We start from the raw sequence: 25,894 nt of genomic DNA, 5'->3' as shown, positions 1-25,894 counted from the left end.
ATGAAGATTTTAATCGCCCCCGACTCGTTCAAAGAAAGCTTAGAAGCACTGGATGTTTGCCACGCCATTCATTCTGGCTTCAGTCAGGTGTTTCCAAACGCTGACTATACGTTATTGCCGATGGCAGATGGCGGTGAAGGCACCTCTGCGGTATTGTCTTATGTATTAGGCGGACGCTGGAAAGAAGTGGTGGTACACGACCCACTTATGAGACCCATCACTGCAAAGTATTTATTATTGCCTGATGCGACAGCAGTTATCGAAATCGCTCAAGCTTGTGGGTTACATCTACTGACCGTCGCAGAGCGTAACCCTGTCATCGCTAGCAGTTACGGTGTCGGTGAGCTGATTGCCAATGCTTTAGATGAAGGCGCCGAGCGTATCATTATTGGGCTGGGTGGTAGTGCCACCAATGATGCAGGTCTTGGCATGTTAACGGCATTGGGTATGACATTTCATGATATTAATGACAGTCCATTAGCACAAGGTGGTGATGAGCTTGCCAAGTTGCACAGACTTAATGACACAAGCTTCCATGCAAAAGTGGTAGATACCGTGTTTGAAGTGGCGTGTGATGTGACCAATCCTTTGTGTGGCCAATTAGGGGCAAGTGCGATATTTGGACCACAGAAAGGTGCCTGCCCGCAACAAGTTGACGATTTGGATAAAGCCTTAAGCCACTTTGCAGCTGTTCGCGCGAGCAGCTATCAGGACTGTCAAGAAGTCGCAGGTGCTGGCGCAGCCGGTGGTCTTGGCTATGCATTGATGAGCTTTTGTGGTGCGCAGCTGAAATCTGGTTTTGATACGGTCGCTGAAGTGACCAAGCTATCACAGCATATTGCCGATGCGGATCTTGTCATTACTGGCGAAGGCAAGCTCGATGCACAAACAGCCATGGGTAAAGTCGCTGGTGGTATCAGCCAACTTGCCAAAGCCAGCCACACCCCAGTGATTGCTATCTGCGGCAGTGTCGATGGTTTAAAACCTGCTCAGACTAGCCAGTTCGAGGTAGTCATGCCTAGCATTCAAAAGGTAGATACTATCGATAATGTGCTGAGTCAGGCTTATGACAATATTGAAACCACGGCTGTAAATATTGCTGCGAGTATCAGACTTGGGCAGACTTTAAAATAGCTTAACCTTTAAAGTAAGGACAAGCTTTATACATAGGGTCATTAGCAATATTTGACGCTTGTTTAGACGTTTATCTTAAAATCTCTACAGCCATTTTTGCACTTCATGAATAACGGTTTGCATTCTGTTAGGCAGTACAGACTGACTCCGTACAGCAAGGTATAAAGTTTCGCTGACAGGTACTGGTAGATAGTGACTTTTGATAGCTTGAGGATTTGGATATGCGGCAACCGCATGCGCCGGTAAAACGGTAAACCCAAGTCCTCTGCTCACTGGCTCCAAAATCAAGCTAATCTGGTTTGAAAATCCTTTTTTATCAAAATCATTAATGTGCTGGAACTCAGTATAATTGGCGCTTAGCAGCATACTTGCATGGTGCGCACCATCTGGATGATCTATAAATCCAAGCTGAGTCAATGCTTCCCAATTTGTCTCAGTAATTGGCGCTGGGGTAATTAACATTAACGCTTCTTGAGCCACTGGCTTACAACTGACTGTCTCATCACCTGAGATATCCGTCATAAAACCAATATCAATCTCATGCTTGGCAAGTGCCCGCTCTATATCAGCATTGGGTGCAAAACGGTAATCAATCACTAACGTTGGATGCTGCTGCTGTAATGTTAATAGCTTTGGATACAGCTTGAGTCCTACACTACCAGGGGACATCAATCGTACCAACCCTTCATAAGCAGGGTCTTCCCCAATGCGCTGCTCTAAGCGTGCCAATCGCTGTAAGATATCTTCTGCTTCCTGATAGAGCTGTTGACCGGCATCAGTCAATGAGAACTGCTTACCCTGACGAATAAGCAAATCAGTATCTAACTGATTCTCTAGCTTACTTATATGTTGACTGACACCTGACTGGGTCATGTGTAAGCGCTCGGCTGTGTGCGTAAAGTGACCGACGTCAACAAGCGTACAAAAAGTACGTAACCATGTGATATTTATCATTACAATATATACTTATCTTTATAATAAATGATAATTTTACGTAATTATCTTCTGTTTGTATACTGGCTCCACGTTAAAGAAAACGCACACCAAACAGGAGCACAAGCTATGAACAACGTTTATCCAAGAAGCTTTTCGCACATCGGTCTTTCAGTCCCTGACCTAGATGCAGCCGTGAAATTCTATACTGAAGTAATGGGTTGGTACACTATCATGGAACCTACTGAGATTGTCGAAGATGACAGCCCTATTGGTGAGATGTGTACTGAAGTATTTGGGGCTGGTTGGGGTAGCTTCCGTATCGCCCACCTATCGACTGGTGACCGTATCGGTGTTGAGATTTTTGAATTTAAGAATCAAGAGAACCCTGAAAACAATTTTGAATACTGGAAAACAGGTATCTTCCACTTCTGTGTCCAAGATCCAAATGTTGAAGAGCTGGCTGAGCGTATGGTGGCAGCAGGTGGTAAAAAACGTATGGCAAAACCACGCTACTACTACCCTGGCGAAAAGCCCTATCGTATGATTTATATGGAAGACCCATTTGGCAACATCGTCGAGATATACAGCCACAGCTACGAGCTTATCTATAGCGAAGGTGCGTACTAAATTCGCTTGAACAGACTATGGTATGTGATAGTAAAATAACAACTTAATAAAATAGCGTATTCAGATTATGAATACGCTATTTTTATTTATTAACGTCACGTAGTAAACGACTGTAAATAGCTGACTGCTTTATTTCCTACTGATGCTTTATTATGATATCGATGGTGAAGCCATCACAGCTCCTAAGATTATAAATACAAGAGCTACCAATGATCTCAAAAATGGTGACTTACATTCTGGCCAGCGAGTGATAATAAAATATAAATTGGCAAATGGAAGAAACAGATACAAAAGCCCCCAGAGTATTGATTCTTGGAAGGCAATGATAATTAACTTAATGCTATAAACAAGAAGCATAATACCTGCGATTATAAGTATAATAGAACCTAAAATTTCCACGTGATTTTCCTCAAAATTTTTAATAAAAAAATAAACTACAATCTGTTTAAAAACGCTATTTATAATAGATAATATGACTGCTATCCGCTCTCTTGACATCAAGAAATATAATGTGTCTTAAGGCATCCAGATTATCTCAGAATTGTTTCTGGCGTATAGTAACAGGTAACACAAAAAATTCATAATTTTATAAAACATAAGTTGAGCAAATTTATTTTAGACTACTTCGATAGCTTATAAAAAATGCTGACAACCAATACATGAGAAGACCGAAAAAATAAAAAGGCCATGATATCGCTATCATGGCCTTTTTGATTTCTATTTAATACCGGTACTACAGATACTACGAGCAGTTTTTATTCAGCAGCAATAGCGATCATCTCAACCAATAGCTCAGGGCGTGCTAGGGCTGATTCACCACAAGCACGAGCTGGAGGCTGAATGCCTTCAAAAAATTTGTCATAGACTTCATTCATAGCAGCAAAATCTGCCATGTCTTTGATCCATACTGTTACTGACAGTAGCTTTGATTTGTCGCTACCCACTTCTTCTAACAACGTTTGGATTTTTTCCAAGCAAGTCAATGTCTGTGCTTTGATATTGTCTTCAGCATTACCTACCTGACCACATAAATAGATAGTCTGGTTATGAATTACCGTTTTGCTCATACGTTGAGTGCTGTGTAGCTTCTTTATCATATTATATACCTTCAGTTTATTAATTTAAGTCTGTGCTAAATCTAGCAGATATGTGCTTATTTTGAAAAACGCTGAGCACTAAATGGTGCAAGGTTTACTAATGATGGCTTTTCATGAATCATTTCTTCAACCAGACGCCCTGTCATAGGCCCTAAGGTGAAACCCTGATGGCTATGACCAAATGCGAACCATAATTTTTCATGCTTGTCTGCAGGACCAATAACTGGCTTCATATCTGGCATACAAGGACGCGATCCTGCCCATGCTTCAGATTCTACCGCGTCTTCTAATGGTAAGATTTTGCGAGCCAGCTTCAGAACCGTTTTTAATTGACCAAAGTTCTTTGGCGCATCCATGGTGGTCATCTCAGCACCAGTCGTAATACGGATACCTTGCTGCATTGGGCCCATCACAAAGCCTTTGTCCATATCAAACATGCTGTGATTGATGGTGTTTTTTTCTGTCACTTTGAAATGCTGATGATAACCACGCATTGGGAACAATGGCAGATTATAGCCTAGCGGTCTGATCAAGTCGTTCGACCATGGACCCGCTGCAATTACCAATTTGTCACTATAATAAGTGTCATTATCAGTGATGATTTTCCAGCCTTCACCATCTTGTACGATTTCTTTTACATCGCTCTCTTTGATCGTGCCGCCCATCTCTTGGAAGTTTTTCGCATACGCTTTTACTAGCGAGCTTGGGTTCGATACTTGCCAAGAGTTTTTCCAATGAATCGCACCAACGAAACCTTCAAAATTGGCACTAGGTTCCATTGCTTTTAGTGCTTCAAGGTTTAGTACGTTATGTTCAACCCCTTGATTGCGTGCATCAATGGCTGCTGCTTGCGCTTCTTTAAACGTCTCTTCAGAACGATGCAGTTGTAACCAGCCGTCACGCGTGATTAGCTCATCAGCACCAGAGGCTTCGATCATCGTTTGATGTTCACTGGTGCAATGCTCAATCAGTGTCTGCCACTCTGATTCGATTTGCTTAACAGTCGCAGGTACAGAGTATTTCCAATATTGTAGCAGCGCTTGATGGTAACGCAGAATCGCTGGGATACGATAGCGAATATCAGTACCTTGGTTCGGTAATACTCTGATCATCTCAGTCAATTGACGAGGAAAAGGATGGGTATGAATGGCTTCGCGCTGAATCAATCCAGCATTACCATACGAGGTCTCTGACCCTGGCAGCTTCTTGTCTAGCATCAGTACTTGTGAATTGTTCTTTTGTAAATGCCACGCAACTGACGTGCCAACCATACCTGCACCGATAACGATCACTTCATAGCGCATAACCTATCCTTTTCTTAGGGTGTTAATACAGAGTATCAAATATGAGGGTCTAACAGAATTAGGTGGTAATAGTAACGCATTAAGCCAGATATTAAACCCTTATCTGAAAAATATTTTTGAGTTAAACCCTTTTAGTTATGTGGTTTAAAAAAAGACATTCTTGAAAGGAATAATACTGGCTTTTGAGTAATAATTTAGTAAAAAAATTGACGAAGATAGGGGCAAATCAGTTGACTTATAACCATAATAAAGGCTAATAGCGATAAATCTAACAAATATCAGATGCAATCTATCGATATAAATTTCTGTGCTATAGTTTGGTTTTTTCTTAAAGTTACTTTTAGTTGAACATAGAATAAGCGATATTGGAAAGATAAAATTAGCAGGATTTCAGTGATATTAATCGATGGTTTTTTGATGATTGGGAAGATTTAATAAATGAGTATTTACGCACAAAGACTGGCTTCTCAGATTGAATTCATCAAACAGTGTGCTTTGATGAAAAAAGCACCTACTCAAGACTTTACGAAGCACAGTGACTTCACTTGTATAGAAGAGCAAGTATTAAATCTGCCTGGTATCAGCCTAAATATCATAGATGATAGCTCTGAGGATGTTTGGTTGCGTTTAGAGCGATTGCGTGAAAATCCAGTGCCTAAACCTAGCAGCTCATTGTTAGCACATTGGTTAGTATCTCCAGTCAAACTTAGCGACCAACCGTCATTAAAAGAAAAAACATCTGTGCAACCATTCATCGATGATGGTCTAATGTTTGCAGACTCTACAGAGGTATTCACTCCGTTTGAAGTTGACAGTAATCATAAAAATGAATCGTTAGAGTTAGATGAACCATTACAGGCAGAGATTTATTTAAAAGATTTTCCTGCACGGGACGCTGTACGAGATGAATTCAATACGTACCTCAAAAATATTTGGCAACCTTGGCTAACACAAGAGAAGCTCATTCGCCAAAGCATTGCTCTGTATTCTAGCCTATTTATGCTGAATCAACAGCTTCAGGGCAATCTCGCCGATGCACAGCTAGAGCTAGTATGGGGTGTTGGTATTGCCCTACGAAAAAGCGCTGACAATGAGCAAAATGGCAAGCAAATAAAGTATCCCTTATTGACACAATCTGTTGAAATCACCTTAGATCAGAAAACGATGGCGTTACTCATCAAGCCTACCCTATCTGCGCCTACGCTTGAAACTGAGCCTTTTTCTATAGAAGAAAATCAAGGTTTAGCCAAGTTATTAAAAAACAGCAAAGCGTTTTATGATTCAGAAGATGTGTCATTAAGTCCTTTTTTGCCAAGTAGCTATGAGCCTATCTTAAAATCAGCCGTTACTTTGCTTGACTCGTCTGGCGTTTATCAGCCAGATCATACTAATGCAGATGATCGAAAAATACCTAAAGCGCAGAACGACCTAATCGTCACTGATACTTGGGTCATTATGGCGCGCCCCAGAAGTAATAATATATTTTTGCAAGATTTGAACAATTTATCTATTCAGCTCGAAACAGCCACTGATATCGATTTGCCGAGCGCTCTTAAGGCAATGCTGACAGAACCTGCTACAGAAAATAAAGACATCATATTGCCTGCTTATCGTGGTCTATCTATGGTCAGTGGCAGTGAAAGGTATACAGGCATGCCAGCCGAGCTATATTTCCCCAAAGCATTCAACGATGAACAAGTACAAATCATACAGCAGTTGGATGTTCACGATGGCGTGGTCGTTCAAGGCCCACCCGGTACAGGCAAAACCCATACTATTGCCAATGTCATTTGTCATTACTTAGCACTTGGCAAGCGGGTACTGGTCACGTCGATGAAAGACCCCGCGCTAAAGGTACTACAAGGACAACTGCCTGAATCTATTCGCCCGCTCGCCGTTAGCCTGCTGACCAGTGAAAACGAAGGCCTAAAACAGTTTGAACATACCATCAAAAAAATTTCGAGCGAAGTATCTAGTATCAATCGCGAGGCCTACAAAAAAGACATCCTCATGTTTGACAATCAAATTGATACCATCCATGCACAGTTGGCCAGCACTGATCATAAAATTACGGCTTGGGCACGGTTAAACCTTGATGATATCACCATCGATAATGAAACTATTAAGCCCATAGATGCCGCGACTGAGGTTGCTCAAAACCGGCAGCTTATCGAAAGCTTTCCAGATAAATTGGGCATAGAAGAGACATTTAAGCCTCGATTTACTCATGCTGATATCACAGCGCTAAAAGACGCAAGAGTAAACCTCGGCAATGATTTGGATTATCTTAATAAAAAGATTCCTGCTGTTGCAGACATGCCGCCTACCAACGCTATAAAGCAACTTCATAAGGATTTAAGTTACCTTAATGAATCGCAAACAGCTGAGCAGCAAGGAGAACTACCAAGCTTAATCAATGACAGTGCTAGCACGCTAGATATTGCTCAGGAAACCACTGCTAATACATCTCGTTTAATTGATTTACTGCAAAAAATTGGAGCGGCTGGCCAGAATTGGACCACAGATATTCAACAGCATTTAGCTAATGAGACTAAGCAAGACATCATCGACCATTTCACTATACTAAACGATGAGATCAAAGCACTTTTTGATGAGAGAACTATTTATTTAACCAAACCTATTACGATTCCTGATGATTTTGATAAAAATCCAGAGCTCGTTGACGCGGTGAAAAATTTATCTGAAGGCAAAAAACCATTTGGTCTCGCTGGTATTTTTGGTAAATCTGCTGAAAAGAAAAGCCTTGAGTCTATTACGATAGTCTCATCAGCACCATCAAGTACGGCAGATTGGCAGTATATATCCAACTTTATAACGTTTAGAAAAAAATCTCAAGCGCTTATCCTTCGCTGGAATGCCTTATCAAATGAGCTGTCCTTACCGATATTTGAGGTAGCGCCTGATAATCTGTCTGCATTACATTCAGCCGTTCATCTATACGATGAAATCGTTGCTAGTAACCACTTGCAGCACAGTATCAAGCAGGCGTTAAGCACTATATTCATAGGTTGGGATGCTATTTCTGCAGCACCTTATGACACCGATATCTTGGCTGAGATTGAAAGTGTTCTTAAACAACATTTAAAGAGACATAATCTGGCTGAAAGTCTCACGCTAAAAGAGACATTACTTAATAATCTCACTGATTGTAAAGGCGCGATTATTGAAAAAATGACGGTCTTTATCACTCAAAATATTGGTGATCCACGTTTATCTGACGATCAATTACAAACAGACTATCAAGAACTGTTAAATGAGCTGCAACGCGTGAATAACCTTGCAACAGACTTACAGACAGTCGCTGACGTTACCCAACTCATTGAAGATAACGGTGCACCACTTTGGGCAAAGAAATTGCGTTTTGAATCTTGTCATAACTCTCAAGGCACATGTGTGTCGGATAACTTGCAATCAGATAATTTACAACCTGACGACTTACTGCCTGATAACTGGCAGCAGATTTGGCGAATTGGTAGATTGACAAGCTTTATCGACAGCATAGATGGTCGTAAGGAATTGGTTCAACTGGCAAAAACTCGTGGCAATTTAGAAGTAAATCTGGCAAGACTCTATCAAGAAGCCATCACCAAAAGAGCTTGGCTAAAAGTTGCAGAAAATGCGACACCAAACGTAAGAGCATCTTTAGAAAAATACCGCTCTGCCATTATGCGTATCGGTAAAGGAACGGGCAAAGGCGCGCACTATTATCGCCGTGAAGCGCGCGAAGCCTCTGCAGGAGCAAGTGCTGCTATCCCGTGTTGGATTATGCCGCATTATCGTATTTCTGAATCCTTGCCAGCAGAATTTGGCAGTTTTGACTTGGTTATCATCGATGAAGCTTCTCAATCTGATTTAACGGCATTGCCAGCCATTATGAGAGCCAAGAAAGTATTAATCGTTGGTGACGATAAGCAAGTATCGCCAGAAGGCGTGGGCCTCGATATCGAAAAAATTCGCAATCTGATGTCACAGTATCTGAGCAATCAAGTCCCTGTTTATCGCTCACAAATGTCACCTGATCGTTCAATATATGATTTATTCAAAGTCGTTTTTGCAGATAGCAGTGTGATGCTAAAAGAACATTTTCGCAGTGTGGCACCTATTATTGAGTTCTCAAAACGTGAGTTTTACAACCATGAGCTGATACCTTTGCGTAAAGCCAAACCCTCAGAACGCTTAGACCCGCCATTGATTGATATTTATGTCACCGATGGCTATCGGATTAAAGGCTCTGATATTAACCCGTCAGAAGTCAGATTTATTGTCGATGAAATCAAAACCCTTGTTTCTGATCTAGCTTACAAAGGTAAAACCATCGGTGTTGTCTCATTGCTAGGCAATAAGCAAGCACATAATATTATGGAGATACTCAATAAAGAGTTGGATGAAGCGGTAATGACTGCTTTTGATATTGCTTGCGGTGACGCCAGAACCTTTCAGGGTAAAGAACGCGATATCATGTTTTTGTCATTGATAGTGGCACCTGGAGCTGCTCATGCACAAACGAGAGATACCTTCGCCCAGCGAATGAATGTCGCTGCTTCAAGAGCACGCGATAGAATGTATTTGGTACGCAGTATTGAACTGGATGAGCTAAGCCAAGCCGATCACTATCGAGCAGAGCTTATCAAACACTTTCAAGCCCCTTTCATGCAAGATGAAGAAGAAGTCTCTGATTTGCGTGATAAATGTGAGTCTCCCTTTGAAACAGAAATCTTTGATCTTCTGATTGAGAGAGGCTATCGAGTGGTTCCGCAGGTTAAAGCAGGTGCCTACCGAATTGATATAGTTGTCGAAGGTGAAAACGATAACAGCCTAGCCATAGAATGTGATGGTGATAGATATCATGGGCCTGACAAATGGGAAAGCGATATGCAACGTCAGCGTATTTTAGAGCGTGCGGGCTGGAAATTCTGGCGCTGCTTTGCCTCCACTTTTGTCACTCGCAGGAATGAAGTTGTTCAAGATTTATTGGCAGAACTAGAGCGTTTAGAGATTTATCCAATCACTACCGACACAGCATATAGCAGCTCATATGTTGAATCTAGAGTCGTCACAACTGTTGATGCACCACAGATCGATATTGAAACTGACATTGATACCAACATAGATAGTGAAACGGAGACTGACGCTTAAATATATAAGAGTCAGTCAATGCCAGTGCGATAGTAATATACTCACAATATCACCACCACACTGGATCATCATTTTCCAGACTAGGATGTTTAGCCGTCTCTACCGTTACCTCATCAGCAGACAGCTCCGCGATAAAACGTGATGGCTTGTCAAAATACCCTGAATAACTGGCGAAGTAATCAGGCGCCGTTAGATATAATCTGGTCTTAGCTCGACTACAAGCAACATAGAATAATTTCCGTTCCTCTTCTAGCTCCTCAAAGTCATCCAAAGAGCGATGGTGCGGCGTGATACCGTCGACCAATGAATTGACAAACACCACTGGCCACTCTAGCCCTTTCGCACTGTGAATGGTCGAGATAGTGACTTTATCTTTACTTTCTTCCTCAGGTTGACTGGTTGTGGCTACCGAATCATTGGGTGGATCGAGTGCCAAGTTTTCTAAGAAGTTATCTAGGCTGCTGTGTTCTGTTGCCAAATTTTTGAGCACACGAAAGTCCTCGTTACGCTCTCGCCAATTCTCTTCAATCGTTTTTAAGACAGGAATATAGAACTCTAAAATATGCTCAATGACTGTCTCTACTGATTCGGCCTGACTTGCCTTAGTAAGCGTATGATATAAAGGCTCAAGCTGTTCGCTTTTTTTAGCAAACTTCGCTGTGAGTAGTGGCTCAAAAGAGTTGTTATCGGCATTAATCGCTTGGGTCAAACGCGTCGCGGTAACTGTCCCAACGCCTTGGAATAAGGTCAAAATTCGATGCCATGCAATCGTATCATTGGGGTTATAAAGAATTTTAATAAAGGCTAAAACGTCTTTGATATGTCGCCTTTCAACGAACTTAATACCGCCCACCACGATAAATGGAATATGACGCTCCATAAACTCTAGCTGGACATAGTTAGACTGAAAAGACGTACGGCACAGTACCGCAAAATCATTGTACTCATGATCTGACTTTAGCTCGATGATTTTATCAGCGATATATTTGGCTTCTTTTGTCTCATTGGTTAGGCGGCTAAATACTGGCTTATGCCCACTTATCGATGCGCCAGAGTACAGTTGCTTTTGATAGCCTAGCGTGATTTGCGCTGACAAGGCGTTGATATAATCTAAAACAGCGGGCGTACTGCGATAGTTTTGTTCGAGCTTAATCAGCTTGGCATCAGGATAGGTCTCACCAAATAATAGAATATTTTCGTAATTGGCACCGCGAAAAGCATAAATACTTTGATTGTCATCACCGACCACCATCAGTGATACCGAATCAGGCTCACAAATCAAATCTATCAGCTGCTTTTGCGGAATATTGGTGTCTTGATATTCATCAACCATGATATAGCGATATTGGTTTTGTAGCATTTGGCGAAAGGTGTCATTGATCTTTAAATGGCGCACGACCTGGCTAATTATGTCATCAAAATCATAGAGATGATTGGCACGCTTATACTCATGAAAATCGACCGCCAATTGCTCGATAATCGGAATATGTACGGCGATATCAGGATAATTGCTTTCGATTAAATCGCGGATATGAATACGTCTATTCCGAGAGCTAGAAATGATATTTTGCAGTGTCTTCTTACGGGGAAAGGCTTGGCTTTTGGTTTGCGCAGGATACTTTTTTTCTTTATGGATTAAGTCGATGGCATCTTCACTGTCGCCAGTATCTAAAATCGTAAATCGCGGATTGATACCGAGTAGACCTGAATATTGGCGCAGCAACATATTGCAAAATGAGTGAAAAGTACCACTGGTAATATCGTTGAGCCGCTTATCAGTTGGCAGTTTATCCTTGGCCAAATCCTCATCAGACAAACTATTAGTCAATAAAGTCTTTGCACGATTTTTGATTTCATTGGCGGCTTTACGCGTAAAAGTCAGTAGCAAGATGCTTTTGGGCGTGACCCCGTTTTCTAACAAATAACTGGTCCGGTACGTGAGCGTTTTGGTCTTGCCAGAGCCTGCACCTGCAATGACCAACACTTTGCCTTCAATAGTTGTGGCTGCTAATAATTGGTCGGGATTTAACTCACGGGCATAGTTTACTTTCAAGCCTAATTCACTATTGAGCTTTTGATTCAGTAGCTCAATATTTGCATCATCATTAGCATCGATTAAATTTGCCTCTAGCTTTTTAATCGCCTTTTCCAAACGTGCCAGCTTGGGCTTAATCTCCATGAAATTCTGCGGATAATTATAGTGGCGCGTATCAAAGATCGTGGTAGTCATTGTAGGGTTTTGCCTTTCATTTTATTTTAGCTGCCTTTATCGATACGGCGCATTTATCATTTATACCTAGGGCGTGTCGTCAATTAGCACATTAATACATTTAGCGTTCATAATGAGGACTGCTCGTACAGTGTAGCGAGTCGTAGGCGCTTACCTGTCATACGCCTACAAGCCAAACTATTATTTTATAACACAGCTTACCATAATCGATAAAATGGCAAAATTGCCAGTCATGAGAAGAAGCAAAATTTCAGTATACAATACAACAACCTCACCCCTATTCCGGTAAATTTGCTACAATGTGCCCAATTTTGATTTATCATTTAACCAATCTTTATACCAACTGATTTTATTAATACATTGAGAGAATGTTATGGGTTTTAATTGCGGCATCGTCGGCCTACCAAACGTGGGTAAATCTACCTTGTTTAATGCGTTGACCAAAGCGGGAATCGCCGCTGAAAACTTTCCATTTTGTACCAAAGATCCCAACACGGGTATCGTACCAGTACCAGACCCACGCCTGAAGAAATTGGCTGATATCGTTAATCCTGAACGCGTGCTACCAACGACCATGGAGTTTGTTGATATCGCAGGTCTAGTCGCAGGCGCGTCAAAAGGCGAAGGCATGGGCAACCAGTTCCTAGCCAATATTCGTGAGACTGATGCGATTGCTCACGTCGTGCGCTGTTTTGATGATGATAACGTTGTCCACGTTGATGGTCGCGTCAGCCCGATTGATGATATCGAAACCATCAATACCGAGCTAGCATTGGCAGATCTAGAAGCTGTTGAACGCGCTATATTCAACTTGACCAAAAAGGCCAAAGGCGGTGACAAAGACGCTGGTGCTATGCTTGATATCTTCAAAAAAATCGAACCATTATTAGCAGATGGTCAGGCAGCACGTGCCGCCAATCTCGATGCGGATGAGAAAAAACTCATCAGAAGCTATGGTTTAATCACACTAAAGCCAACCATGTATATCGCCAACGTCAGTGAAGATGGTTTTGAAAACAATCCTTACCTTGATGCCGTTCGTAACTACGCCACTGGTGAAGACTCTATCGTCATCGCGCTGTGCAACCAAATCGAATCTGAAATCGCTCAGCTTGATGAAGACGACAAAAAAGATTTCCTAGCTGAGATGGACATGGAAGAAGCCGGTCTTGATCAAGTAATCCGTGGTGGTTATGACTTACTTGATATGCAAACTTACTTTACCGCTGGTGTTAAAGAAGTGCGTGCTTGGACTGTCGCTATTGGCGCAACTGCCCCACAAGCTGCTGGCGTGATTCATACTGATTTTGAGCGCGGTTTCATTCGTGCCGAAGTCATTGCGTATGATGATTTCATCGAATACAACGGCGAAAAAGGCGCAGGCGCTGCTGGTAAATCGCGTTTGGAAGGCAAAACATACATCGTGCAAGATGGCGACGTGATGCATTTCCGCTTTAACGTATAACTTTAAGCGGTAAATAGCATTTAAAGTTAATAAGCCGATGTTGGAGATTCTCCATCATCGGCTTTATTTTACATACTAATTGTTATATTATAACATATCTTTATTTTTGCTTATTTGAGGATTTATATTATGGCTGCTTATTTCTCTTTTTCTAAACTCGCAGGTGCTGCGCTCATAGGCAGTGTGGTGACAGGTTCACTATTGGGCTGTCAACCCAGCACTGACACTGAGGTAGTAACCGCCGTAGAGGATCAAGAAGGCCATGAGCATGATCACGAAGGTCACGAAGGTCACGAAGGTCACGAAGGTCACGAAGGTCACGAAGGTCACGAAGGTCACGAAGGTCACGAAGGTCACGAAGGTCACGAAGAGCATGACGAACACGATCATGAAGAACATGAAGGGCACAATCACGAAGATCATGAAGGACACGATCATGAAGGACATGAGGGTCATGACCATGCCAGTGCAGGCACGCCATTCTCTTGTGAGCCTACTGCTACTATCGATGTTTCTTACGGTAACGACAGTACGCCACAGACAGCGACCCTACTCATCGATGGTCTCGAGTACGATTTAACAGCTGCTGCTGATAGTGACGCTGATAAAGCCATCTATACGAGTGATATTGGCTTAGATGATACTCATGGCATCATATGGCAAGTAAGTGGTGACAAGGCAACCTTGCTCAATAAAACATTGGACAGCAATGTGGCTATCGACGAGGAAGAAGTACTTTTTAACTGCCAGAAATCTTAATGTAGTTCTCTGACTATATATCTGTACCAAGGGCCCTATTTTGCTATGCTATAGGCTCCCTTGGTTTCGGATGTTTAATATGCTAAGTACACCAACCTCTTTGCCGTCTCCTACCACACAATGGTCTCATCTGCTCAACTCGCAGCGTCTTGGCGCTGCCAAAAAATTTAATGCCAATACGAGTACCCGCTCCCAGTTTCATAAAGACTATGACAGACTGGTATTTTCGCACTCCTTTAGACAGCTCAATCAAAAAACTCAAGTCCATCCGTTGACCAATCAGCTCGGCATTCATACTCGCCTAACACATTCGCTTGAGGTCTCATGTATTGGACGCTCTTTAGCAATGATGGCAGCAGAAAAGCTCCATGATAAATTAGGCAATGGCCTACCAGCAGGTATCTCGCCAGCGGATGTCGGCGTTATCGTACAAGCCGCCTGTCTCGCTCATGATATTGGCAACCCGCCTTTTGGTCATGCAGGAGAATACGCCATTCGGGACTGGTTCAGGTTGCCTGAGCCGCAGGAGATTTTGCAAACCTTGAGCCACCATGAGCAGCTAGACCTACTGGCATACGAAGGTAATGCGCAAGGGTTTAGATTGCTCGTCAATAACGAGCACCATCCGGATAAAGGCGGCATGCGTCTCACTTGTGCGACCTTAGGTGCCTTTATGAAATACCCTTGGTTAGCGACGCATAGCAACGATACTTCTCACAGCTTACATTCAAGTGGCATTGCAACTAACGTGCAAAAATTTGGCTGTTTTTATAGTGAGGCTGAACAGCTAGAAGAGCTGGCAGCGTGCTTGAATCTACCGCGCTCTGAGCAACATGATGGTTTTGCGCGGCATCCACTGGCTTACTTACTAGAAGCGGCAGATGATATCTGTTACGCACTCATAGATTTAGAAGATGGCATCAATCTAAACATGCTCACTTATCAGGAGGTTGCCACGATATTTTATGAGCTGATTGGTGAGCGCCCTGATAGTATCAACTTACCAACACACATGTCCGTTAGACAAAGTCTTGCGTCATTGCGAGCACGAGCCATGATGCGTTTGGTAAACACGGTGACCGATGCCTTTGTCGCCAATAGTGATGCCCTGCTAGCCGGCAAGCTCCAAGGCAGTTTATTTGACCACTGTGATATCAGTGTGCAAAGTGGCATCAACCAAGCAAAGCAATTGGCACGTGAGAAGATATTTAATCACCCAAGTAAAGTACGCATGGAGCTAATGGCCAATCAATGTTTGCATCGTCTATTAGATGCTTTTATGCCATTGGCTTGGACAGGTAGTAGAGCGACATCTAACCCTCAATCCATGTCCTTTGAGCAGCAACGTCTGTCAAAGTTGCTACAGCCCCACCTGTGTGAACATCGCCGCGTATTGTCAGACAATGTCTATCTCAATATTTTAAATATTTTAGATTTTATTACTGGCATGAATGACCATGAAGCGTATCGATTGGCGCAGGAATTGCAGGGTCATTGGGGCACAATGGTTTAAAAGACCAGTGCATGGTTTAGTAAATGAATACAAGTTGCGTATTTCATTCGTATTTTTACGCTGAAATGAGTATGATAAACACCTACCGGACAATTTTGAAATATTATGAGCAGTCGCGAACAAAAGAAACTTCAAACTCGGCACGCCTTTTTTAACGCCGTGCTCGATTTATGTATGACAGGACAATCTTTTAGCTCTATCAGCCTAAGACAAGTCACGCGCGAAGTCGGTGTGGTGCCGACCGCATTTTATCGACATTTCGATGATATGGAATCGCTCGGACGTGCGTTGGTGGTTGAAGAATTAGGAGGCACGTTGGCCATATTAAGCGATAGCTTACAGATTGGCCGCAAGCGTAGTTTCGATCGTCAAATTGCCAAGAGTATTCAGCTGTTTTTGTATATGGTGAGCGATCAGCCTTATTACTGGCAGTTTTTGGTCAGTGAACGTTATGGCGGATCAGAGTCTGTCCGTAAAGCCATCAATGAGCTCACAAAAAAGCATGCTCAAGGCTTGGCGGATGATCTAGCACTACAGCCAGCATTTACTCATATCAATGACTATGACCGTCGGTTATTGGCCGAAGCTGGGGTCAATATGTTCTTCTCTTGGATTATCGACTGGTTGGAGCTGACGTACACGGAAGACCATGATGACGAGATCGACTTGAACGAGATTGAAGAAAACAAGCAGATGATGCTCCATAACTGTACTCGTCAAGCACAGATGCTATTTTATGGTGCTTATAATTGGAAATCTACGGAAGAAACCCTATTAGAAGACTAGCGTGCTGTAGGTCTCGGTATGTGTAATTAATTCTTAAAAGCTATAAAAAACTAAATGCTGTGTGTTGCCATAATAAATATGACAACACACAGCATTTATAATGATATTGCTTACGACATTAAAACTGAATAGACAGTATTAAGAGTCAATATTAAAAGTCAATAAACCGCTTAATAATTAGTATTGCGATGCTCTTCTGACTCGGTCTCAATCTGTTCTACCAATTCTTGCATATCTTCATCCATTACCTCATCGTCCACAGCAGGATAATGGCTAGGCAACTCTAGTATTTGCTGGACAAACGCATAACGCAAAGTATCTCGGCGACCCAAATAACGCTGATAAAAGCTCGAATTTAATAGTCCAGCACCACCTTGACCCATCGCCCAAATAGACGATAAATAATCTCGCGTACTCAAACTGCTGTGCTCATCTTTCAAATAAGCACTGATGATATCAATCAAACGTTTCATACGCTGACGGCGGATATCATATAGCTCACCAAATAAGCGATTTAGGCCCGTTACCGATGCAGCCAAACGCTCTTCGATTTGATTCAGTAGCATGGCTTTTTGTGGATTAAATAACTGCTGAAAAATCATCCGAGCCACACCGGCCGATGGACAGTCATCGATGCGATTGATATCAAACAGGTGCTCTTCGTAACGGATAATAATACGCAAATAAAGCTCATCTTTGCTGGAGAAATGCTTATATAGTGTACCTTTAGCCAAATCTAGCTGGTCTGCCAAACTGTCTAAAGTGATATCACCATCGCCCGACTCAAGTAGCAATTGCTCTGCCATTGCTAAGATATTTTCTTCTCGTACCTTGAACTGATGCTGACGACTCATAGTCTCTCCTAAAACTTGATAAGATTAAGCATACGACTGTCGTTTACGTTAACACACCAACATCAAGAGTATGGATCCATACAGAGACTGCGCGAGGACGACAAGGAATATGCTTATATTTTCTAAATAGTCATTAACAATCATATAATTACGCCTGCTTGAAACAGGTCATTATAAGGCTACATGATAAATGACTGACTGGTCATAGCATAACCATTTTAATGATACTGTGCCAGTAAATTTTCAAAGTTTTTTGCAGTCAATGCGCCAACCTCTTCGCTACTACAGCCATACATCTCTGCGATACAACTGGCTACGTAGGGTACATAGGCTGGCTCATTGGGCTTACCACGTTTAGGCACAGGTGCTAGATAAGGGCTATCAGTTTCGATAAGCAGTCTGTCTCTAGGCATATTCTTTGCGGCATCTTTGATTTGTTGCGCACTTTTAAAACTGACGATACCCGAAAATGAGATATAAAACCCTAAATCGAGTGCTTTTTTTGCGGTATCCCAATCTTCAGTAAAGCAGTGAATGATGCCATGTTCTGCGCCTTCAGCTTTTAAGATATCGATTGTGTCTTCTTTGGCATCACGCATATGGATGACGAGTGGCTTTTTTAGACTTTGGCTAGCATGGATATGACGAGCAAGGCTGGCTTGTTGTTCCTTTTTATTTTCGGTTGACCAGTAATAATCTAATCCAGTCTCTCCTATCGCCCATACATGATCAGCACTAGCCGTTTCTATCAAACGGTCTACAGTCGCTGACTGTAATACAGCTATATCCTCACAAGGATGAATACCCACACTCATGCCTAGATTTAAGACGTCATCACTATAGGTGCTAACAATATTAGCTATATCATCATATTCAGCAAAATCACACATAATTGCCATCGCACGAGTGACATTGGCTTCTTTCATAGCGGCTATCGCGCCAGACAGTTGACCATCATATTTCGTCAAATCTAAACGGTTGAGATGACAATGCGTATCAGTAAACATAAAAATCTCGTTAATAAAAATTGATAAATAAAAAACATTAAAGTTAAAGCTTCGAATATAGTTGATTCAGTTTAAAAGAGATACAAGGCAACCGAGTGCAGATGTATATCTGATACTTCAAGCGAGGTTAACGCGGTAACTCTTTTATAGAGGATTGACTATAGATAACTGTATTTATTGCTCTAGAATAGGCTATTTTCAAGTGCTGTTTGACGGTACACTATAAAACGCTTAACCAGCAGACACTTTTATCCTTTTGACGACTTCTATTTGATTACTTGCATAAGCCCTTTATTATGACCCATAAAAAAACCATTACCCTGCCTCCTATCATCAAGACACTATTACCTAAACAGCTATATGTATATGGACAACGGTTTTTATTACAAGACAAAGGGCATCGTAATCATATCGATATTGCCGCAGATGCCCGTATTATTGGCAAGTCAGTTATTACCATTCGTCAAGGTCATGACAATCAAATTACCATCGGTGAGCATGGTAAATTTAATAAGCTAAACATAGACATCAATGGCAGTCATAATCGCATAACCATTGGAGAGAAAGTCAAATTCTCTGGGCAACTATTGATTGTCGGCAACCATTTACACATTCATATCGGTAACCATACTACGGCCATTGACTGCTATATTTTGGCACGTGACAAAAGCGTGACCATTGGTGAATCTTGCATGATATCTCGTGGTATTGAGATTCGTGCTACTGATGTCCACAAGGTTTACGATATAGACACCAATGCACGAGTAAATAACGCACATTCTGACGTCATTTTAGGTGACCATATCTGGATTGCTGCCAATGTGACCGTTTCTAAAAACGTCTCTATTGCCAGTGGTTGTATCATTGCAGCAGGTGCTTTCGTCAATAAGCCAGTCGAAACACCAAACTGCATGGTGGCCGGCACGCCAGCAAAAATCATTCGTCAAAATGTACGTTGGGAGCGCTAAAAGCGATTTACAATTTGATTCTTAATTCAATGGCACTACTCGCATCACCTCTTCTATGGTCGTCACCCCGTCACTAATGCGCTTCGCACCAGACAACCTTAGTGGCTGCACACCTTCACGGTATGCTTGCTGCTTAAGTACATCTAAGCTCGAATCAGCAGCAACCAGTTTTTTTAGTTCATTTGACAACGGCATGATTTCATAGAGACCCACACGCCCTTGGTAACCTGTATGACGGCAGTGCTCACAGCCATTTGCAGTATAGATTTGTGCTGGGGCTGGCGCGCGCCAAGGCTGTACCAACTCTTGCCACTGAATCGCAATCTCACTGTCTGGCGTGACATCAACGGCTTGCTTACAATGCGTACATAACGTACGTAGCAGGCGCTGTGCCATCACGCCTAGTATGGTGGCAGAGGTTAAAAACGGCTGAATACCCAAATCATGCAAACGGGTAATGGAGCTAGGTGCATCATTGGTATGTAGCGTCGAAAGCACCAAATGCCCAGTTAGAGAAGCTTGCACAGCCATATTAGCTGTTTCCGCATCACGGATCTCCCCGACCATAATAATATCAGGATCTTGACGCATCAAAGAACGAATACCCTCCGCGAAATGCAAATCAACACCTGAATTCACCTGCATTTGGTTAAAAGCAGGTTCAATCATCTCGATCGGATCTTCAATCGTACAAACGTTAACCTGCTCTGTGGCGAGCTGCTTGAGCGTGCTATATAACGTTGTAGTCTTACCCGATCCCGTTGGACCTGTGACCAAAATAATACCGTTGGGATGCGCCGTCAGCTCATGCCACGTCTCAAGCTGCTTGCCGGATAAGCCAAGCTGCGCAAATGAACGCACCAGCACTTCAGGGTCAAAGACACGCATGACCAATTTTTCACCAAATGCGGTAGGCATCGTAGATAGACGCAGCTCAGTCTCTAGCCCTTTTGGCGTACGGGTTTTGAGTCGTCCATCTTGTGGCTTGCGCTTTTCTGCGACATTGAGTCGTCCTAAGATTTTGATTCGTGCTGTGACTGCAACGATAATTGCTAAGGGCATCTCATAGACGGTATGCAGCACGCCATCGATACGAAAACGTACCTTGCCAGTCTCACGCCGCGGCTCTAAATGAATGTCACTGGCACGCTGTTCAAAAGCATATTGCAATAGCCAGTCAACAACTCTGACGATATGTTGATCGTTCGCATCGGGATTGGTGTTGTCACCTAACTGCAGTAACGCCTCGACGTTAGTGACATCAGCTGCAGCACGCTTGTGAATACTATTCGCGCCTGCAATGGCTTGTGTGACTTGATAGAACTCTTGTCGATAACGATTGATCTGTTCAGGATTAATATAGACCGTACGATAAGTTTTAGACTTAATCAGCTTTTCAATATTTGAGTGCCAATCGGTATGAAACGGCTGATCTGTACCGATGACAACTTCATCCAGTGTGACTTCAATGGGCAAAATATGCTGTGAGCGTGCATACTCAAAGGACATCAGCTGCGTCACAGCAGGGACATCAACTTTTAGAGGGTCGATACGCACAAGTGGCATACCCGCTTTAGCTGCCAACCATTGATTGAGCCACGGCAATGTTAATTTGCTCTCAGATTCATTATCAAGCGCATGGCCATTTGGCAAACCAAACTCGTTGATCGTCAACAGTGGATGCTGTGTCTTATCACGGCGACTAGTAATGACTAAATTATAGCCCCGTTGGTCAATCACTTTATCTGCCAATAGCTCATCTAGACACCAACGCAAATCAATCACTATTGAATATTTCTGCTCAGACATATTTTTCTTCTTTTATCGTTTTAGAATATATGGTTAAAAATGATATCAATTTACATCACTTCTACAACGGCGGTTATTTGTAGTTCATCTACTGCTATCAACTGAAAGCTCACATCAACAGATTTATAGCGCATAGTAAACGGCATATTTATTTGAGTACGACGATACGCTGGACGAGGATCTTGCGCAATGAGTGCCTTAATAATATCGATATCAGAGAGTAATAACTGACTTTGCACCTGCTGCATAAGCGTCGTAACCGTATCCTGCTCTATATTTATCGCTTTCTCATTATCAATAGGCTGTCCAGTATCAGCTAACGCTACAAACTGCTCATAAGCAGGCTCAGTCATCGTCACTGCTAACAGCGTAGGAGCCGTAGGTGCAAAACCACTCTCTGCCTCTACAAGCGCATCGCTATACGCCACATACGGTTTAATATCTATAATCGGTGTGCCATCTATCATATCTGCACCGCTAATAATAAGAAATACTCGTCCTTGTATAACCTCTACGCGCTCCAGCTTGACGACAGACAGCCCTAGTGCCGACGGACGATACATACTACGACTGGCAAACACACCTATTTTTTGATTGCCACCTAACCGTGGTGGTCGTACTTGTGGGCGAAAACCAGTGGTTTTTGTAGTATCCGCATTTTTATTAGCCGAATTGTCTTTTTTTATATAGTTATGATGAAACTGCCAACTGATCCAAATATGGCTAAACGCTTCCAAGCCCACGAATGCTGCTGGCGTATCGTAAGGCGAGAGCATTTCGATAACACTGGTTAGTGCTACCAAATTTGGCTGACGTGGTGCACCAAATTTTTGTGATAATGGTGCACGGTGGTAGCCCACTATGGGCGCATGATGATGGCTATCTAACTGTGCATCGTCACCAGACATAAAAGTCTCCAAGAAATCTACTAATAACCAAAACCTGCTAATATAAACCAGTTTTATCCAGTGATACACAATTACTCACTAACGATATTCCATTTTATCATGCCACATAGTAGCGGCTAGGCGGATTTTTATTTTAAATTTTGGTATTATGAGCGAGAATTATTATTGAGAATAGATTGCATCACGATAATAGTGGCCTTTATCTCATTAATAATGATATAAAATATACGTCGACATTTGGACACTGCCTGACCATTTAATCGTCATCATAATAAAAGTTTGATGCAGTGCTAACCCCTAATGACACATTCAATTAATACTGTTGACGCACACAGCGACTACTTAACGAGGACTTTATGTCAAAACTTCGCACCGAAACGGTTACAGAGGTTCGTCATTGGAATGACTCTCTATTTAGTATAAAAACCACTCGCGACGACGGCCTACGTTTTCGTAATGGTGAATTTGCGATGATTGGTATCGTCGTCGATGGCAAGCCATTATTACGTGCTTACTCGATTGCTAGCCCTAATTACGAAGACCAATTAGAGTTTTTCTCTATCAAAGTGCCAGATGGTCCACTGACCTCACGCCTGCAACACATTAAAGTAGGCGACGAGCTGTTGGTTAGCAAAAAACCAACTGGGACACTAGTACTAGATGATTTATTACCAGGCAAGCATTTATACATGCTATCGACAGGCACAGGACTGGCACCATTTTTGGCGTTAGCACGTGACCCTGAAGTGTACGAGCGTTTTGATAAAATCATTTTGGTACATGGCGTGCGTCATGCCAAAGATTTAGCCTATCGTGAGATGTTCGAAACCGAGTTGGCCAATGATGAAATCTTTGGTGAATGGTTCCGCGAAAAATTCATTTACTATCCGACTGTGACTCGTGAAGAGTTTAGAAACCAAGGCCGTATCACTGACCTTATGAAATCGGGTAAGTTCTTTGAAGATATTGGCTTACCAACGATGAATAAAGACGATGATCGTGTGATGATTTGCGGTAGCATGCCATTCAACGCAGAAGTTTCTGCTATTTTGGATGACTTTGGTCTAACCGTTTCACCACGTATGGGTGTTCAAGCAGATTATGCGGTCGAACGTGCCTTTGTAGGATAAATAACATATAGAATATATCGGTTTTTTTGATTTAATCGCAAATTATCTAAAATAATTCTTGACGATCAAAAATAGCCTGCTATAATACGCAGCCTATACAGAGTTAACCCTGTAGCCCAATTCGATAATACCTATCTAATAGATATTATTACCTAACATGCCAGTGTGATGGAATTGGTAGACATGACGGATTCAAAATCCGTTGCCTAATAAGCGTGTCGGTTCGAGTCCGACCACTGGTACCAATACATAGTTCTATACTATCTTATAGAATAGCTAAAGCCCCTGATATCAGGGGCTTTGTTGTATCTGGCGTTCTATACTGTCGTGCTCTATCTATGCATATTAAGTGTACTGAATTTGAAGAAGCATTCTGCTCTGCTAAAACACTCATACTTTCAAAAAACTCATCGGCTTCAGCTGACAGAGTTATGCCAAATGATAACCTCTTGACTAACACTTAATAAGTACATATCTATTTTAAGTTTTTAAAATCACAGTCTCTCTTATTCAATTGGCTACAACTCATCACAACTCGGCTGATATCCGTTGTCACAAGATTTGCTATACCACTCTTGGGATTGAACTTTATCTTGCTCCACGCCTCTGCCCTCAAAGTACATCAAGCCAAGACTGTTCTGCGCTTCGGCTATTTCTTGATTGGCAGCTTTCAGATACCATTCAGCCGCTTTCGCATCATCAAGTTTAACCCCTCTACCAGTTTCGTACATATCACCAATATTATTTTGAGCTCCCGCATATCCTTGAGCAGCAGCCTTTCTTAACCATTTGAGTGTCTCTGCATAATCCCGACTCACCCCTTGGCCTTTATCGTACATTCCAGCAAGATTATACTGAGCTAGTGCAAAACCTTTATCAGCTGATTTTCGATACCATTGAACTGCTTTATCATAATCTTGAGGAATACCTTCACCGTGCTGATAAAAAGTTCCAAGATTGAATTGAATCTCAGCATTGCCCTGATTGGCAGCTTTTTCATACCACTCAATGGCATTGGCATCGTTTTGACGTACACCAGTGCCATTGCTATACATCTTTCCAAGTGTATATTGGGAAAATACCCTTCCTCTATTAGCAGCGGCTTTAGTCCATTCAAATGCTTTAACATCATCTTGACTAATATCATCACCAGTACTGTACATATAGCCAAGAGTGGCTTGAGTAGTAGCGAGTCCTTCGTTCATTAACATATTTACAATGCCAAGATCTGCAACAGCAGGTATGGTTAAACCACTTGATAATCCTACTATCATCATTTTATGAATTAATATCTTATTAAGTTTTTGCATGATAACTATTCTTTCTCATTCAGTTTTTGATGAGCGTCACAGCTGAGCTTATAGTCGATTTGATTTAAAAGTAGTACCAGGCAACCGAGTGTAGATGTATAGGTGATACTTCAAGCGAGGTTAATGCTGTAATACTTTTATAGTGGAATGACTATATCCCCATTTTTTAAAGCTTTGCTGTACCACTCTATCAATTCGACCTTGTCTTTAGCGATACATCTGCCTTCCAAATATAACTATATAGAAGTATATAAACATTTGTTTTTTAATACATCTTTTATTTCATCTTGTTACTGATAAATACAAAAAAAATAAACCGCCTCATTCTTATCGTTAAGGCGGTTCAATAATTTTAAGCTGAGCACTATGCAATATTAACTTGCTCTGCAATCTCACTTGCTATCCACATTACCCGCACCTGTGTCAGCTGTACTTTCTTAGGGAATGTTGAATCGCAACGATCAGAGCTTTCAGTAATCATTGAAAGTGACTGCTGAAAAACTAAGCTATAAAAAATTATCGATTTGTACTAAAAAATTGACCTTTGACTTTTACTAAAAAATAACATGGAAAGTTTTATCAAAGAGACCCATCCGCCTTTATTTAAAGCTATAACTTTTAGTAATAGATAATTGAAATGTTTAACGTAAAAATTAGCTTTAACTTGAATAAGAATATCAGTAGCATGAAATTAAGACTCGATCAGGAAGATCAGTTGAAGGCATTTAACATGCCTTTCTCACAACAAGGAGCAGTTAATGTTATATCCCTATCCAAACACAGAAAAAAGCCAAGTCCAATTCCGCGAAAAATACGACAACTTCATCAATGGTGAATGGGTTGCACCCGTTGATGGTGAATACTTTGACAACACCAGTCCCATAGATGGCAAAGTCATCT

19 protein-coding genes, 1 tRNA gene and 1 pseudogene are annotated in these 25,894 nt (G+C 41.9%); 11 read left to right on the top strand and 10 right to left on the bottom strand.

Translation table 11 applies throughout. From position 1 onward, the window contains the following. Complete coding sequence (locus tag I6E83_RS04805; RefSeq protein WP_197100198.1) at window positions 1-1,134, top strand: glycerate kinase; 1,134 nt, start codon at window positions 1-3, stop codon at window positions 1,132-1,134. 84 nt (window positions 1,135-1,218) lie between these two features. On the opposite strand, the gene I6E83_RS04800 is transcribed toward I6E83_RS04805, so the two are convergent. Next, window positions 1,219-2,088, bottom strand: coding sequence for a LysR family transcriptional regulator (locus tag I6E83_RS04800; RefSeq protein ID WP_197100197.1), 870 nt, complete (start codon window positions 2,086-2,088; stop codon window positions 1,219-1,221). A 108-nt stretch (window positions 2,089-2,196) separates the two neighbouring features. On the opposite strand from I6E83_RS04800, the gene I6E83_RS04795 reads away from it, so the two are divergent. Further along, on the top strand, window positions 2,197-2,697 hold the full coding sequence (locus tag I6E83_RS04795; RefSeq protein ID WP_197100196.1) for a lactoylglutathione lyase family protein: 501 nt from the start codon (window positions 2,197-2,199) through the stop codon (window positions 2,695-2,697). A 755-nt stretch (window positions 2,698-3,452) separates the two neighbouring features. Here the strand turns inward: I6E83_RS04795 and I6E83_RS04790 are convergent. Together I6E83_RS04790 and I6E83_RS04785 are read right to left on the bottom strand one after the other, a co-directional pair. Further along, window positions 3,453-3,791 carry a RidA family protein gene (locus I6E83_RS04790; protein WP_197100490.1) on the bottom strand — a complete coding sequence of 113 codons (339 nt, stop codon included), beginning with the start codon at window positions 3,789-3,791 and terminating at the stop codon, window positions 3,453-3,455. Window positions 3,792-3,850: 59 nt separating this feature from the next. After that, a complete protein-coding gene (locus tag I6E83_RS04785) occupies window positions 3,851-5,098 on the bottom strand; it encodes an NAD(P)/FAD-dependent oxidoreductase (protein WP_197100195.1) in 1,248 nt (415 codons plus the stop codon). 438 nt (window positions 5,099-5,536) lie between these two features. Between I6E83_RS04785 and I6E83_RS04780 the strand changes: the two genes are divergently transcribed. Beyond that, window positions 5,537-10,255 carry an AAA domain-containing protein gene (locus I6E83_RS04780; protein ID WP_197100194.1) on the top strand — a complete coding sequence of 1,573 codons (4,719 nt, stop codon included), beginning with the start codon at window positions 5,537-5,539 and terminating at the stop codon, window positions 10,253-10,255. A gap of 49 nt (window positions 10,256-10,304) precedes the next feature. Here I6E83_RS04780 and I6E83_RS04775 read toward each other — a convergent pair whose 3' ends face one another. Continuing rightward, window positions 10,305-12,485, bottom strand: coding sequence for an ATP-dependent helicase (locus I6E83_RS04775; protein ID WP_197100193.1), 2,181 nt, complete (start codon window positions 12,483-12,485; stop codon window positions 10,305-10,307). Between the two features lie 373 nt (window positions 12,486-12,858). On the opposite strand from I6E83_RS04775, the gene ychF reads away from it, so the two are divergent. The 4 genes from ychF (at window position 12,859) to I6E83_RS04755 (ending at window position 17,008) form a co-directional block, all read left to right on the top strand. Then, the gene (ychF, locus tag I6E83_RS04770) at window positions 12,859-13,950 is read left to right on the top strand and encodes a redox-regulated ATPase YchF (RefSeq protein ID WP_110923079.1); all 1,092 of its coding nucleotides are present in this window, start codon (window positions 12,859-12,861) and stop codon (window positions 13,948-13,950) included. A 129-nt stretch (window positions 13,951-14,079) separates the two neighbouring features. Continuing rightward, a complete protein-coding gene (locus I6E83_RS04765; protein ID WP_197100192.1) occupies window positions 14,080-14,709 on the top strand; it encodes a hypothetical protein in 630 nt (209 codons plus the stop codon). Between the two features lie 79 nt (window positions 14,710-14,788). Continuing rightward, window positions 14,789-16,222: a deoxyguanosinetriphosphate triphosphohydrolase gene (locus I6E83_RS04760; RefSeq protein WP_197100191.1), complete on the top strand. Its 1,434-nt coding sequence runs from the start codon at window positions 14,789-14,791 to the stop codon at window positions 16,220-16,222. Between the two features lie 105 nt (window positions 16,223-16,327). Further along, the gene (locus I6E83_RS04755) at window positions 16,328-17,008 is read left to right on the top strand and encodes a TetR family transcriptional regulator (protein ID WP_110923082.1); all 681 of its coding nucleotides are present in this window, start codon (window positions 16,328-16,330) and stop codon (window positions 17,006-17,008) included. Between the two features lie 170 nt (window positions 17,009-17,178). Here the strand turns inward: I6E83_RS04755 and I6E83_RS04750 are convergent, their stop codons facing one another. Both I6E83_RS04750 and I6E83_RS04745 read right to left on the bottom strand, forming a co-directional pair. Beyond that, window positions 17,179-17,862: a TetR/AcrR family transcriptional regulator gene (locus I6E83_RS04750; RefSeq protein ID WP_110923083.1), complete on the bottom strand. Its 684-nt coding sequence runs from the start codon at window positions 17,860-17,862 to the stop codon at window positions 17,179-17,181. A 218-nt stretch (window positions 17,863-18,080) separates the two neighbouring features. After that, on the bottom strand, window positions 18,081-18,869 hold the full coding sequence (locus I6E83_RS04745) for a TatD family hydrolase (RefSeq protein ID WP_197100190.1): 789 nt from the start codon (window positions 18,867-18,869) through the stop codon (window positions 18,081-18,083). A 296-nt stretch (window positions 18,870-19,165) separates the two neighbouring features. Between I6E83_RS04745 and I6E83_RS04740 the strand changes: the two genes are divergently transcribed. Then, window positions 19,166-19,837 carry an acyltransferase gene (locus tag I6E83_RS04740; RefSeq protein WP_197100189.1) on the top strand — a complete coding sequence of 224 codons (672 nt, stop codon included), beginning with the start codon at window positions 19,166-19,168 and terminating at the stop codon, window positions 19,835-19,837. Between the two features lie 21 nt (window positions 19,838-19,858). On the opposite strand, the gene I6E83_RS04735 is transcribed toward I6E83_RS04740, so the two are convergent. Together I6E83_RS04735 and tsaA are read right to left on the bottom strand one after the other, a co-directional pair. Further along, window positions 19,859-21,646, bottom strand: a complete 1,788-nt coding sequence (locus tag I6E83_RS04735; RefSeq protein WP_197100188.1) for a GspE/PulE family protein — start codon at window positions 21,644-21,646, stop codon at window positions 19,859-19,861. A 50-nt stretch (window positions 21,647-21,696) separates the two neighbouring features. Beyond that, window positions 21,697-22,554: a tRNA (N6-threonylcarbamoyladenosine(37)-N6)-methyltransferase TrmO gene (gene tsaA, locus I6E83_RS04730; protein ID WP_197100187.1), complete on the bottom strand. Its 858-nt coding sequence runs from the start codon at window positions 22,552-22,554 to the stop codon at window positions 21,697-21,699. A gap of 356 nt (window positions 22,555-22,910) precedes the next feature. Between tsaA and I6E83_RS04725 the strand changes: the two genes are divergently transcribed. Together I6E83_RS04725 and I6E83_RS04720 are read left to right on the top strand one after the other, a co-directional pair. After that, window positions 22,911-23,684 carry a ferredoxin--NADP reductase gene (locus I6E83_RS04725; protein WP_197100186.1) on the top strand — a complete coding sequence of 258 codons (774 nt, stop codon included), beginning with the start codon at window positions 22,911-22,913 and terminating at the stop codon, window positions 23,682-23,684. A gap of 159 nt (window positions 23,685-23,843) precedes the next feature. Then, window positions 23,844-23,929, top strand: a tRNA-Leu gene (locus I6E83_RS04720). A 273-nt stretch (window positions 23,930-24,202) separates the two neighbouring features. On the opposite strand, the gene I6E83_RS04715 is transcribed toward I6E83_RS04720, so the two are convergent. Together I6E83_RS04715 and I6E83_RS04710 are read right to left on the bottom strand one after the other, a co-directional pair. Next, entirely contained in the window at window positions 24,203-24,994 is a 792-nt protein-coding gene (locus tag I6E83_RS04715) for a tetratricopeptide repeat protein (protein WP_197100185.1), read from the bottom strand. A gap of 364 nt (window positions 24,995-25,358) precedes the next feature. Then, on the bottom strand, window positions 25,359-25,475 hold the full coding sequence (locus tag I6E83_RS04710; protein ID WP_197100184.1) for an AlpA family phage regulatory protein: 117 nt from the start codon (window positions 25,473-25,475) through the stop codon (window positions 25,359-25,361). 277 nt (window positions 25,476-25,752) lie between these two features. On the opposite strand from I6E83_RS04710, the pseudogene I6E83_RS14830 reads away from it, so the two are divergent. Then, window positions 25,753-25,894, top strand: a pseudogene (locus I6E83_RS14830) (hypothetical protein); the annotation flags it as partial.

The organism is Psychrobacter sp. SZ93C1, assembly GCF_015864635.1.
Taxonomy (GTDB): Bacteria; Pseudomonadota; Gammaproteobacteria; order Pseudomonadales; family Moraxellaceae; genus Psychrobacter; species Psychrobacter fozii.
The sequence above is the reverse complement of the archived record's forward strand: the minus strand, read 5'-3'. Positions and strand labels throughout refer to the sequence as shown.